Annotated in this window: 10 protein-coding genes; 4 read left to right on the top strand and 6 right to left on the bottom strand. The window is 66.3% G+C overall.

What is annotated here, in order from left to right; genetic code table 11:
• Positions 1-13: 13 nt before the first annotated feature.
• Positions 14-1,387 carry an aminotransferase class I/II-fold pyridoxal phosphate-dependent enzyme gene (locus ACYQR9_RS13050; RefSeq protein WP_311274665.1) on the top strand — a complete coding sequence of 458 codons (1,374 nt, stop codon included), beginning with the start codon at positions 14-16 and terminating at the stop codon, positions 1,385-1,387.
• Positions 1,388-1,563: 176 nt separating this feature from the next.
• On the opposite strand, the gene ACYQR9_RS13045 is transcribed toward ACYQR9_RS13050, so the two are convergent.
• The 3 genes from ACYQR9_RS13045 to ACYQR9_RS13035 all read right to left on the bottom strand — a co-directional run bounded on the left by ACYQR9_RS13045 (position 1,564) and on the right by ACYQR9_RS13035 (position 5,957).
• A complete protein-coding gene (locus ACYQR9_RS13045) occupies positions 1,564-2,733 on the bottom strand; it encodes a polysaccharide biosynthesis/export family protein (protein ID WP_461226578.1) in 1,170 nt (389 codons plus the stop codon).
• A 234-nt stretch (positions 2,734-2,967) separates the two neighbouring features.
• Positions 2,968-4,461: an LTA synthase family protein gene (locus tag ACYQR9_RS13040; RefSeq protein WP_461226576.1), complete on the bottom strand. Its 1,494-nt coding sequence runs from the start codon at positions 4,459-4,461 to the stop codon at positions 2,968-2,970.
• The gene (locus ACYQR9_RS13035; protein WP_461229800.1) at positions 4,461-5,957 is read right to left on the bottom strand and encodes a capsular polysaccharide export protein, LipB/KpsS family; all 1,497 of its coding nucleotides are present in this window, start codon (positions 5,955-5,957) and stop codon (positions 4,461-4,463) included. Before ACYQR9_RS13035 ends, ACYQR9_RS13040 begins: the two co-directional genes overlap by 1 nt.
• Positions 5,958-6,273: 316 nt before the next feature.
• Between ACYQR9_RS13035 and ACYQR9_RS13030 the strand changes: the two genes are divergently transcribed.
• The 3 genes from ACYQR9_RS13030 (at position 6,274) to ACYQR9_RS13020 (ending at position 9,320) form a co-directional block, all read left to right on the top strand.
• Positions 6,274-7,581 carry a capsule biosynthesis protein gene (locus tag ACYQR9_RS13030; protein ID WP_207412133.1) on the top strand — a complete coding sequence of 436 codons (1,308 nt, stop codon included), beginning with the start codon at positions 6,274-6,276 and terminating at the stop codon, positions 7,579-7,581.
• Between the two features lie 117 nt (positions 7,582-7,698).
• Positions 7,699-8,469, top strand: coding sequence for an SDR family NAD(P)-dependent oxidoreductase (locus ACYQR9_RS13025; protein WP_461226574.1), 771 nt, complete (start codon positions 7,699-7,701; stop codon positions 8,467-8,469).
• Entirely contained in the window at positions 8,466-9,320 is an 855-nt protein-coding gene (locus tag ACYQR9_RS13020) for a formyltransferase family protein (RefSeq protein WP_461226572.1), read from the top strand. The genes ACYQR9_RS13025 and ACYQR9_RS13020 overlap by 4 nt, the downstream gene beginning before the upstream one ends.
• Positions 9,321-9,450: 130 nt before the next feature.
• Here the strand turns inward: ACYQR9_RS13020 and ACYQR9_RS13015 are convergent, their stop codons facing one another.
• The 3 genes from ACYQR9_RS13015 to ACYQR9_RS13005 form a co-directional block, all read right to left on the bottom strand.
• Entirely contained in the window at positions 9,451-10,317 is an 867-nt protein-coding gene (locus ACYQR9_RS13015) for an outer membrane protein (RefSeq protein ID WP_056429153.1), read from the bottom strand.
• Positions 10,318-10,695: 378 nt separating this feature from the next.
• Positions 10,696-12,348, bottom strand: a complete 1,653-nt coding sequence (gene ettA, locus ACYQR9_RS13010) for an energy-dependent translational throttle protein EttA (protein ID WP_056429151.1) — start codon at positions 12,346-12,348, stop codon at positions 10,696-10,698.
• 308 nt (positions 12,349-12,656) lie between these two features.
• Positions 12,657-12,971 (bottom strand): hypothetical protein, encoded by a 315-nt coding sequence (locus ACYQR9_RS13005; RefSeq protein WP_461226570.1) that lies wholly within the window; start codon positions 12,969-12,971, stop codon positions 12,657-12,659.
• Between the last annotated feature and the right edge of the window lies 1 nt (position 12,972).

The raw sequence follows: 12,972 nt of genomic DNA, 5'->3' as shown, positions 1-12,972 counted from the left end.
AGATTCAACACGCATGAGTAATCCAGCCCGCCCCGACGGCGGCCGCGCGGCGCTCGCGGGCTTCGTCACCAACCGGCTCGGCCGCAATGCCAACCGGCAGGCCCCGCCCCGCCCCGAGGCGAAGGCCACGGACGCATCGGTACAGAAATTCGAGACCCTGCCGGGCTACCGCGAATTGCGCCTGCAGCGCTCGGCCGCCGACCTGATCGGCCTCGGCAACCCGTTCTTCCGGGTCCACGAGACCAGGGCGGGCGCCACGACGCGTATCGCCGGCAAGGGCTTCGTCAATTTCTCGTCCTACGATTATCTCGGGCTCAACGGACATCCCGACGTCAGCGAGGCGGCGCGCAGGGCCATCGACGAGTTCGGCACCTCGGCCTCCGCGAGCCGGATCGTTGCCGGCGAGCGCCCAGGCCATATCCGCCTCGAACAGGCGCTGGCCGACCATTACGAGACCGAAGCCTGCGTCGTGATGGTGAGCGGCCATGCCACCAACGTCACGACGATCGGCGCCTTGCTGGAACCCGGCGATGTGATCTTCCACGACGCGCTGAGCCATAACAGCATTGTCACCGGGGCCCAGCTTTCGGGAGCCCAGCGTCGCTCCTTCGCCCATAACGATCTCAACGCCCTGGAGACCCTGCTCGGCGCCACGCGCCACGAGCATCGCCGCGCACTGATCGTGGTCGAAGGCCTCTACAGCATGGACGGGGATGCGCCGGACCTCGCCGGCCTCGTCGCCCTGAAACAGCGCTACGATGCCTGGCTGATGGTGGACGATGCCCACGGGCTCGGCGTCCTCGGCCGTACGGGAACCGGGCTCGCCGAGCATTGCGACGTCGATTCGCACCTCGTCGATATCTGGATGGGCACGCTCTCGAAGACCCTGTCGTCCTGCGGCGGCTACATCGCCGGCCCGGCGGCCTTGATCGAGTACCTCAAATGCACGGCCGGGGGCTTCATCTACAGCGTTGGCCTGTCCCCGCCGCTGGCCGCCGCCGCCGAGGCGTCCCTTGCCCTGATGCAGGCCGAGCCGCACCGGGTCGAGCGACTGCGCCAGAACGGCCACCTGTTCCTGTCATGCGCCAAGAAGCATGGGCTCGATACCGGAACGAGCCTCGGCCTCGCCGTGATTCCCGTCATTGTCGGCGATTCGCTGAAATCGGTCACCTTGTCGGACCGCCTGTACAAGCGCGGCATCAACGTGCAGCCGATCATCCATCCGGCGGTGCCCGAGCGCTCTTCGCGCCTGCGCTTCTTCATCACCTCCGAACACACGCCGGAGCAGATCCGCGAGACAGTGACGGCCGTGGCCGAGGAACTCGCGGAGATCGAGAAGGGCGGCTCCCTCATCGAGCAGCTGATGGCCAAGCGCGGCAAGCCCTGAGAGCACCCTGCCCGGCTCCGCCGTGCAGACGGCGCGGCATCGCCCGCGACGGGTGTGATCCTGAGGCCGGCACCATCGGCCGGATGGCGCGACCCCGAAGCCGGGGCCGCCGCTTCGCGGGGGGCCGCCCGTAACGGTCGAGCGATCCGCCGATCCGCGATTACAGGCCTTCCCCTTCAGAAGGCACCGCCAACGCGGACGCCGGTCGTGATCGGCTGGGACGCGGCGGCGAAGACTGAGAGAACCTTCTTGATCTCGGTGAACGGCGCGTTCGAGACGTAGACCATGTCGCGGTTGCGCATGCGGAAAGCCTGGGTGAGGAACAGGCTGTTCGGGTCGCGCATGTCGAACCGATAGACCACAGGGACGAGCGGCGTACCGAGAAGCGGGCTTGCGGGCTTCAGGCGACGGACCACCGGCGCCGGCTCGAAGCGGAACAGGAACGTGCCGGTCGGGTCGGCATCGGCATCGCTCTGGCCGCGCGCCTTGGCCAGCGCCTGCGCCAACGTGATGCCCTCGGCCTGGAACGGGATTTCATTCGACGAGCCCAGGGCCCCGATGGCCAGGAAAGTCTGGGGATCGCGCACCAGGGTGAGGTTGTCGTTGGGGCGCAGGTAGATGTTCTCTTTGGGGTTCGACACCACGGTGGTCAGCGGCACCGTCGCGGTCCTGCCGTTGCGCGACAGACGCACGAAGGTCTCGCTGACCGGGGCTCTCACGCCACCGGCAGTGGCGATGACGTCGAGGATGCGATCGCCCTGGGTGCCGAGCGGGACGCGGGCACCGCCCACCGCCTCGCCGCCTACCGTGACGGATTGCGAGACCGGGCGGCTCACGGTGACGATCACCTGAGGCTGGATCGCCTTGCCGGCGAGCTCGGTCTCGATCAGCGACTGGACGTCCTGTGCGCGGCGCCCCGCGACCTTGATCCGGCCGGCATAGGGGACCGAGATCGCGCCATCGCGTGAGACGACCTGTTCGGGCAGCTGCGCCGCCTTCGAGCCGGCGGACATCGAGTTGACCGTGAGCGGTCCGGAATAGAGGCCACCCGAGCCGGCTTCGAACACCGAGACGGCCACGGCGTCGCCAATGCCGATCACCGCTTCCGAGGGCATGCGTCCATCCCCGAACGAGGAGAGCAGGCTGTCGAGGGGGCGTCCGCGCAGGGCCTCCACCACCGCGGCGTTCACGTCGATGAACTCGTACCGGGCGAACGTCCCCTCGCTCGTCGTTTGATCCGCGCCGTCCACCACGGCCGAGGTCGACGGACCGGCGGCGGGCAGGAAGGCGTTGCAGCCGGACACCGTGACGGCGATGGCAATGGCCAGGGTGGCTTTGGGAAACATCTAACTCTCCTAGACCCGCCCCCGCGACGAGTGCCTTGTCAGATCACGTGTCGGGTCGGCGGATACGCACCGTCCGTCATCTCCGGTCTCGCTGGCTGGCCACGTGGGCCTGTGCGAGAGTGGACCTTTCGAACGGTCCACCTTTCATAGCGCCAAAACTCTTCGATCGTTTAACGATCGCTCTACTATCGCATGGTCGAGCCGATGCGCGGTCTCGCGTCGGTCACGTTCGTGTCAGTACGATGGTGAGGCGATAGCCGATCCGGCCTCGTCTGCCGAGCGCTCCCCGATGCGGAATCGGAGGAAACGACCGAGTCCGTCGGCGCTCATATCGATGCGCTGCGGCGTTTCCCTGAACGCTCCGAAGCCGAAGATCGCGTAATCCGTGGCTGTGTCGCCGAAACCGGGTCTGCAGGTCGGCAGGGATGGGGCGTGATCGCCATAGACGCACAGGATAGCATCGCGCCCTTCCAGACCTTCGATCAAGGTCTCGACGGCCCGGCCGGTATGGACCACGTGGTGGAGATACTGGTCCAGCGGCTCGGTGATGCCGTCGAGCCGCCCGGGTTTCCACGGCCCATGGTTCTCCATGGTCACGGCGAAAACGAAAACGGGCTCTTGCACCGCGTCGACCTCCACCAGGATGCGGGCCGCGACGGCCTCATCGGCGATATAGGGCCCGATTCTCGCAGCCCCGATGAAATCATCCTCCATCACCAGCCGGGTGAAACCGAACCGCCGCATCACCTCGGCGCGCTGGAAGAAGTCGCGGTGGAAGGGATGCACGAACACGGTGGCGTACCCTGCCCCCGATGCAAGCCGGGCAAGGCTCGTCGGCTCGTCGCCACCGCCGCTGAGATAGGGATCGTAGCGCCCGAACCCGAGGCTTTCCGGTTCTCGTCCGGTGAGGAGGGCGTGCTCCGTCCGCATCGTGTAGGCACCGTGGGCCGGGACCGTCAGCCGGCCATAGCGCGAGGCACGGTGGCGGATCGTCTCCATCAATGGCAGATTCGGACCGCCGAGCCGGGCCGGATCGACGAAGGATTCGAGCTGGACGACGACAATGAGCGGTGCCGGAGCGGCCGGTCCGGGCACAGCGGTATCGTCCGGTTCGGGCTCCGGCACGTCGCTGGTCCAGCGCAGGGTATAGGCGATGATCGTGGCCGGCAGCCCGTAGCGGGCGCAATCCGCGTCGAGATCGGGTCGGGGAAACCGGGTCGCGAGCCATGGCGCCGCCATTCCTGTGGCGAGGCCGGAGGCCAATCCGACCAGGAGGCAGGGCAGACCGATAAGCGAGACGACGGCGACGCTCGGCTCTTCAGGCAGCGCGCTGGGCTCGATCCAGTACCACAGGGCGACGACGGCGAGGCTTGCCCCGAGGGGGATTGCCATGCGCGGGTCGGTGATCGGTCTCGTATAATAGAGGTCCGGATGGCGAGGCACCTGGCGCAACAGGGCGAAATCGCTGAAGACCAGCGGCTCGCCGATCACCGCCTGCTTCAACCGGCTGACCACGACCAGGATCGCGACGGTGAGCAGGCAGGAAAAGGCCGCGAGCCAGGGGCGCCAGGAGAAGCAGAACCAGAATATCGTCAGGAGGGCATAGCCGCCAAGTCGTACGGCCAACTCGCTGGGGCGTCTGCCGATGGGCCGCCGGCCCGCACCATCCCACGCCTCGATGGCGAGGGAGCCGATCAACGCCAAGGTGAGAGCTGCGAGCAGAGTCATCACTTGTCGCCGCCTCGCCCGATCCCCCGCCGCGCCCGGATCAGGCGGACGATGGGGTTCAGAACAGCGTAGCGTAGGCGCATGACGGTCTGTGCCCTGCGACTGAGGGCGAGCTTCGAGGGGGCGGCGGCCTCTCGGCTCTGGCTCAGCCGCTCGAGGAGTTGCTCGGGCGTGCACGGCTTCATCGCCACGGGATCGAGATAGAGCGGGTAGACGAGAAGCGCTCCTGCGACGAGTTCGTCGAGGGCGAGCCGCCGCCCCATGTCGGCGCCCGGTGCGAGATCCTCGGTGAGCCCCCAGCCGGCATAGAAGGGCCGGCCATGGACCGCCACGCTCAAGCCCCGGATCAGGGCCTCGAATCCGGCAAGCGAGGTCATCGTCTCCACATGGTGCGCCCGGTCGAGGAGGTCGACGATGGAGAGCCCCGCCACGATCCTGTCGGCCAGGGCCAGAACCTCGGCCTCCGGGATCGCGCCCGGCCGGAAGCCGGCCTCCACGTCAGGATGCGGTTTATAGAGCAGGAATGCCCCCGGATTACGGCTGCGGGCCGCGCGCAGGAGTTCGAGATTCGAGCGGACATGCGGTGAGCCGTGGCGCACCGAGGCATCGTCCTCGACCTGCCCCGGCACCAGCACGATGCGCCGATCCTCGGGCCAACCCGATGCATTTCCGGCGAGCCCGACATTGTATTTCGTCAGGCGCCGTTCCACCACGAGCCGGCGCAGGAGCGATGCCCTGGCCACGAGCTCAGGCGAGAAATCCTCGTTCTTCAGGATGCGAGCGAGGCGGCTCTCGGTGCGGGGGTCGTAATAGATGCCGCTGTCATCCACGACGATAGAAGCGCCCGGCTGCAGGCTCGCTCCAAGCCCCACCGACCGCAGGAATCCGTCCTCGATCCGGGCCAGGGGAATACCGTGCTCCGCGCAGAGCGACGGCAAATGTGCCGGCATCCGCGTCGCCCAGGCGAGGATGCGGGCCTTTCCGGCTTGTCCCCTGCTCCTCGCCTTCGCCACCGCCTCCTCGGCATTCATGGCGTAAACGGGCTTACCCGCCGGTCCGCCGACGAAGACATCGAGGGCCGGCCGCTTCCAGCGCGAGATGCCGACGAGGACGGTGAGGCTCTCGTTGTCGCGGAACCGGCGCTCCAGCCAGGCCACCCGATCGCGGCATTCGTCGAGGGTGATCGGCTGCCGAGTCCAAGGGTCGAACGCGTGGATCCCGGCCTCGCCACCGAACGGAACTCCGTCAAGGGTGAAGCGCAGGCTGGACAGACCCCTTTCGGGAGAATCGTAGGGACTGAGCAGAGGCCCCGGTTCGACGGTGAGGAGCCGGCGACCCGCCATTTGCAGGCACCGCCCGGCAAGCCCGCGCCGTCCCCAGATCACCCCGATGGCGCCCGGAGCCCAGGCTTGAGCGAAGGCGCGACCGGTCACGGATTCGATCTCGGCTCGCAGAGCCCGAATCGGCCGGCTCGTGGCAAGCAGCGGCCGGGGCACCGACGAGGCGGCCGGGGGGAAAGGTGGCGAGAGGTCTGGCAATGGTTATGGCAGATCCGGTTATGCGGGGCCGCAGGCATACGACGATCCGCGCCGTCACGCGATCCGATCTCGTGGGAGAACGGGCAATCGGAGCGTTCGAGTTCGGGATCTCAAAGGCGTCGCCAGCGCGTCATGTTGCAGACACATCACGCGGCCAGGAATTCCGTTAAGGACCCCGTGCTACCCAATTGCCGCAATGCACCATCCGTGCGATCAGGGCTCTCACGTGCCCATTCGACACGCCCTCGCCGGGCGCAGGAGCAAGCACTTCCGCATGTTGCCGACACGCGTAGACACGACACGCGAGAGGCCAGCGACCTTCCTGTTTCTGCAGGGGATCGCGTCGCCCTTCTTTGCGGATCTCGGCCAAGCGCTCCTCAAGCGCGGCCATCGGGTTCGACGTATCAACTTTTCATCGGGCGACTGGCTGTTCTGGCGCCTCGGCTCCGACAATTATCGCGGCCCTCGCGACGGCTGGGACGCTTATATCGCCGGCTATATCGTCGAGCACGGCGTGACCGATATCGTCCTGTTCGGCGATTGCCGGCCCTATCACGTCGCGGCGCGAGAGGCCGCAAGCCCCCTCGGCGTCCGTATCCACGTGTTCGAGGAAGGCTATCTACGGCCGAACTGGGTCACGTGCGAGCTCGGCGGTGTGAACGGCCATTCCTCGCTGCCTCGCTGTCCCGACGAGATCCGCGCCATCGCCCGGCGCCTGCCGCTGGCCGGCCGCGCTATGCCGGCGAGCGGTGACATGGCCCGGCGCAGCCTGTGGGATGTGGCCTACAACGTCGCCAATATCGGCTTTCCCTATTTCTTCCCGCATTTCCGCAGCCACCGGCCGATTCATATCGCGGCGGAATATGTCGGTTGGATCAAGAAGTTCGCCGGCCGGGCCAGTACACGCCGCCAGGCGCGGGAACTCAATGAGATCTATCTGGCGCGCAAGCACGAGTATTTCCTGCTGCCATTGCAGCTCGACAGCGATTACCAGATTCGCATCCACTCGCCCTTTCTGGGGGTCGAAGGGTTCATGGACCGGGCCATCGCGTCCTTTGCCGCCCATGCCAACACCGCCGCGCGCCTACTGATCAAGCTTCACCCCCTCGACAGCGGGCTGGTCAATTGGCGCAAACACGCCAGGAACTCCGCCCGGCGTCATGGCGTGGAAGACCGGCTCGATTTCATCGATGGCGGCGACCTCCCGAACCTCATCGCCGGCAGCCGAGGCGTCGTCCTGGTGAACAGCACGGTGGGGATGCTGTCCCTGGAGCTCGGCCGTCCGACGGTCGCCGCGGGTGATGCGATCTACAACATACCCGGCCTCACGCATCAGGGTGGGCTCGACACCTTCTGGACGAAGCCGGAAGCTCCCGACATGCAGCTGGTCGCGGATTTTCGTCGGGTCGTCTTGCATCGGACCCAGGTGAATGGCGGATTCTTCTCCCGTCCGTCGATCGACCGAGCCGTGGCGGGGAGCGTCTCGCGCCTCGAAGCCCGTCTGCCTGCACCGGCCCTGGCCGCCGCAAGGGTGATTCGCGAGCGCACGACGACGACGCCGGAACTCGCGCCGGTCTACTGACGGAGCGCCGCCGGGCTTTGACCCATTCCGGGGATGGTGCGCCCCGATATCGGCACGGCATCATCTTGTCCGAGAACGGGTTCCCGCTTGCCAGGGTGATGCTCTAGAACAGGCCTCATGCCCGTCATTCTCATCACCGGTGCGTCGAGCGGTATCGGCGCGGCTCTGGCCCGGCATTACGCCGCGCCCGGCACGCATCTCGTTCTGAATGCGCGTGGCATCGACAGGCTGAATACCGTCGCCGCCGTGTGCCGCGACCTCGGCGCAACCGTGGCGACCCGGTCCCTCGACGTGCGCGACAGGCAGGCCGTGGGCGAATGGCTACGCGAGACGCACGCGGTGACGCCCCTCGATCTCGTCATCGTCAACGCCGGCATCAACGGCGGCCATCCCGGTGGGGATATCGAGACCGAGGTGATGGCGTTCGAGACCGTCGACGTCAATCTCAACGGCGCACTGAATGTCGCCCTACCCTGCGTGACCCTGATGCTGGCGCGCGGGAGCGGCCAGATCGCCCTGATCTCGTCTCTCGCGGCCTTCGCGCCCTTGCCCGACGCACCGGCCTATAGTGGTACCAAGGCGGCTTTGCTCGCCCACGGATTGGCGCTGCGCGCCAAGCTCGGTCCGCGTGGCGTCCGGATGAACGTGGTGACTCCCGGTTACGTGAAAACCACCATGGGTGGGGATTACGAGGGCTGGCGTCCGATGGAGATGAGTGCCGAGGAGGCGGCTGTCCGCATCGCGCGCGGCCTCGCCCGCGACCTCGACATCATCGCCTTCCCAGAGCCCCTCGCCTCCCTGGCACGCGGATCGGCCTTGCTGCCGGAGAGCCTGCGACGCCGCTCTATGCGCGGTTTCCGGTTCAAGGTCGGGCGTAGCAAGCGATGACGCGCCCGCGCATCGCATTGTTCGTGCTCGAAGCGTTGCCGAATGCCCGTGCCGCCCGCCAGTTCGTGCAGGACCATGCCGGCGACATCGCCTTTGTCGGGCTGTCGAATGCGGAGCGTCCGAACTCGGGTGGTCTCACCGGCCAGGTCCGGCGCCACCTCGCCCGGTCGGGCCCGGCATTCCTGCCCTATCTCGCGGTGAATTTCGGTCTGCCCGATCTGCTGGCTCCGGCATCGGGAATGCTGCGGCGCTTGACGGGGTCTGGACATGTGGCCACGGCGACGCCGCTCAAGGCATTGTGCCGGACGCTCGGTATTCCGACTCTCCGCATCGATGACGTCAACGGGTCGGATGTGGTCCAGGCCTTCGAGGCCCATGTGCCGGACCTCATCGTCGCGTTCCATTTCGACCAGATCTTTTCCGCCGCGACCCTGGCATTGGCGCCGCTTGGAGGAATCAACGTCCATCCCGGCCTGCTGCCGCGCCATCGTGGGCCGGTGCCGACGATCCACGCGCTGGCAGAGGAGGTTCCCGGCTTCGGCGTCACGATCCATCGCTTGACGCCAGCAATCGACGCGGGGGCGATCCTCGCCCAGGAAGCATCGGACTTTCCGTCCGGCACCACCGCCACCCGCGCGGCGATCCTGCTGCACGAGAGGGGGCGCGTCCTCCTCGATGGGGTGCTTGACGATCTCGCCGCAGGTATCCTAGGCGAAGGCATGGTGGCGGAGGCCCTGCCCTACTGCCCCTTCCCGGACCGGGCGCTGCTGGCGGGTCTCGCGAGACAGAACCGAAAGCTCGTCGATGGCGCCGATCTGCGAGCCGCGTTGAGCGTGCACGCGACGACTTGAATGCGCGCACCGGCCGGAGCAGCCGGATTGATGTCATGAACAAACGGCCCGGTCCTGGGGACCGGGCCGTTTGATGGCTTTCGCCGTCGTTCTACTGCCGAAGCGAAGACCGCTCCGGCAGAGTCGAACCTCAGAGGCCGCCGAACTTGTAGTTGAAGCCGGCCTTGATGAGGTTGCCCTCGGTGCTGAAGCGCGAGGTGTAGGAACCGGTGGAGGGAGCGCCGAGGCCGGTGTTGTTCACCAGCACGTTGCGGCTGCCGAGGTCGTAATGCAGGTACTCGGCCTTCAGCGTGATGGCGCTGGCGCCGATGAAGCTGCCGATGAAGTTGAACCGGTTGAGGAAGCTGTCGGTGGGGATCGCCCACTCGATGCCGCCGCCATAAGCGTAGCCGGTTTCCATGTCGTTGTAGCGGCCGGCATAGGCCAGAGCGCCAGCGCCGTTGAAGAAGTTGGCGCCGTAATTGACGTTGCCGTAGGCGAAGCCGCCGGTGCCGTAGACGAGGACCGTGTCGAAGGCGTAGCCGATGCGGCCCTGGACGGTGCCGAGATAGTCGAGGCGCTGGCGCAGGTTAGCGGGATTGAGGGGGCCTCCAACCGTGCTACTGGGGCCGAAATAGGCGTAGCTCTTGCTGATGTCGGTCCAGGTCACGTCGGCGTTGACGCCGAGGACGAAGCCCGAACCGGGGGTCAGCTGATAGTTGTAGCCGATGCCGCCGCCGACATTGCCGATACCGTCCTGCTCGGAACGGAACGTGCCGGGGCGACGGTCCAGACGCACGTTCTCGCGCGTGTTGAATTCGTTGCCGGTGGTGCGGATCGTCTGATCGTCGCTCCAGGCGTAGGAGCTGTGGGTGCCGAGATAGAAGCCGGTCCAGGTGAAGACCGGGACGGGCGAGAAGACCGGCGGGGGAGCGGCGCGGCGCGGAAGATCCGCGGCCGAAGCGGCGCCGGCCAGAAGAACGGAGGCGGTGCCGGCGAGAAGAAGCTTCGCGATCATGATGAGGATGTCCGTGGGGGCTGACCTTGAGGTCAAATTAGCCCCTCTCCCACGGCTCGCCTATGACCCGCGAGCCACACCCTAACGTAGAAACGAGCGTCGTCGGCCGATCTCTATCGATACGGAGGCGGCGCCCTTAGAAATTTCGTTCGACGGGGCGAAAAGCCGAAGACATCGAGATCGGTAACGTTTCGATCATCTTTGCTTCAACGCTGAGCCTCCTGCCGACATCGTGCCGGTCTTAGGTGAAGACCGGGTGGAGTTCTGCAGGGCTTGGCAAGAACAATGCCGCTACCCGATCAATAAGGTGCGGCATCGTCGCCTCAGTCTCCCGTCGCGCCATACGAAATCGGCCCGGTCTTGGACCGGGCCGCGTCGTCAGCGCGAAAACTTCTTGTACTTGATCTTCTTCGGCATCAGGGAATCGGCGCCGAGGCGACGCTTCTTGTCCTCTTCGTAATCCGAGAAGTTGCCCTCGAACCATTCCACATGGCTCTCGCCCTCGAAGGCTAGGATGTGGGTCGCAATGCGGTTCAGGAACCAGCGATCGTGGCTGATGATGACGGCGCAGCCGGCATAATCCTCCAGCGCCTCTTCCAGTGCCCGCAGGGTCTCCATGTCGAGATCGTTGGTGGGCTCGTCGAGCAGCAGCACGTTGGCGCCGCCCTTCAGCGTGCGGGCCAGGTGCACGCGGTTGCGCTCACCGCCCGACAGTGTGCCGACCTTCTTCTGCTGGTCGGAGCCCTTGAAGGCGAAGGCCGCGCAATAGGCGCGAGAATTGATCTCGCGCTTGTTGAAATAAATGATGTCGTTGCCGCCCGAGACTTCCTGCCAGACCGTGGCACCGGGATCGAGGGCGTCGCGCGACTGGTCGACATAGCCGAGATGCACGGTCTCGCCGACGGAGATGGTGCCGCCATCGGGCTTCTCCTGGCCGGTGATCATCTTGAACAAGGTGGTCTTGCCGGCGCCGTTCGGCCCGATGACGCCGACGATGCCGCCGGGCGGCAGCTTGAACGACAGGTCCTCGATCAGCAGGCGGTCGCCGAACGCCTTGTTGAGGTGCTCGAACTCGATGACGTTGTTGCCGAGGCGCTCGTCGATGGGAATGACGATCTGGGCCGAAGCGTCGATCTTGTCCTGCGACTTCGCCACGAGCTCCTCGTAGCGGGTGATGCGGGCCTTCGACTTCGACTGGCGGGCCTTGGGCGAGGCCGAGATCCATTCCTGCTCGCGATTGATGGCGCGCTGGCGCGCCATGTCCTCACGGCCTTCCTGGGCGAGGCGCTTCTGCTTCTGAATCAGCCAGGCCGAGTAGTTGCCCTCGTAGGGGTAGCCGCGGGTACGGTCGAGTTCGAGGATCCAGCCGGTGACGTTGTCGAGGAAGTAGCGATCGTGGGTCACGATCAGGATCGCGCCGGGATATTGCTTCAGGTGGCCTTCGAGCCAGTTCACCGTCTCGGCGTCGAGATGGTTGGTGGGCTCGTCGAGGAGGAGCAGTTCCGGCTCCCAGAGCAGCAGCTTGCAGAGCGCCACGCGGCGGCGCTCGCCACCCGACAGGGTGGCGACCGGCTGCTCGTCGCTGGGGCAGCCGAGGGCCTCCATGGCCTGATCGACCTTCGAGTCGAGTTCCCACAGATCCTTGGCTTCGATCTGGTCCTGGAGGGCGGTCATCTCGTCCGCCGTCTCCTCGGAATAGTTCATCGCGAGTTCGTTGTAGCGGTCGAGCAGCGCCTGCTTCTCGGCGACGCCCTCCATCACGTTCTCGCGCACCGACTTGTTGGGATCGAGCTGCGGCTCCTGTGGCAGGTAGCCGACGCGGGCGCCCTGGGCGACGAAGCCCTCGCCGGTCCACTCGGTGTCGATGCCGGCCATGATCTTGAGCAGGGTCGACTTGCCCGAGCCGTTGATGCCGAGCACGCCGATCTTGGCGTCCGGATAGAACGACAGGTTGACGTTATCGAGGATCTTCTTGCCGCCGGTATAGGTCTTGGTCAGACCCTTCATGTGGTAGATGAATTCGCGCGCCATGAGCGTCCGGTATCCTTGACTATTGCTGGGCGGCGCGGCGCTTGGGCGCTTGATCGGCCGCCGGAAATGGCGTGAATGGGGCTCGCCGCCGAGGTCGCGCGCCATGAGGACGGCACGCGTTGCTCTGGTCTGCCCGGTCCGTCCCACGTGCGGTGGCATCGAACGGCGTCGTGCCATCCTTGAAACCGCACCGCGTCGGACAATGGTTGGACCTACCAGGGCGGCGGGTCAGCGGCAAGAACGGGTATGGTCCGCAAGGGGAGCGGAAGAGCCCTTTCTGCGCGGGGTCGAAGCTACGCCGAAGCGGCTCACGCGAAAGGGTTCTCGACTTTTCGCGTGTTCGAGGCCGTTCGCGTCACCTCGTCCGGCAGGTCGGCCGTTTCGAGCACGGCGACGATCTCCTCTGCGATGGTTCTGAGCCTGCGCGCCCGTTCCAGCCCCACTTTATCCCGTGAGAGATCGAGGCTGCCGTGAAGGGCGATCGCCAGGGTGCCGTTCTCCACCGAGAGGCCGCCGATGGTCTCGACCGTGGCGTCATCCGCGAAGGGCGTGAAGGCGTCAGGTTCCGCCCTCATCGTGGCCGTTCCGGTCCCCGCCGCCCTCGTCTCATTCGGCTTCGTCATG

Source organism: Methylobacterium sp. CM6241, from assembly GCF_054817845.1.
Note: the sequence above shows the minus strand (reverse complement) of the source record. Positions and strands in the feature narration are given on the sequence as shown.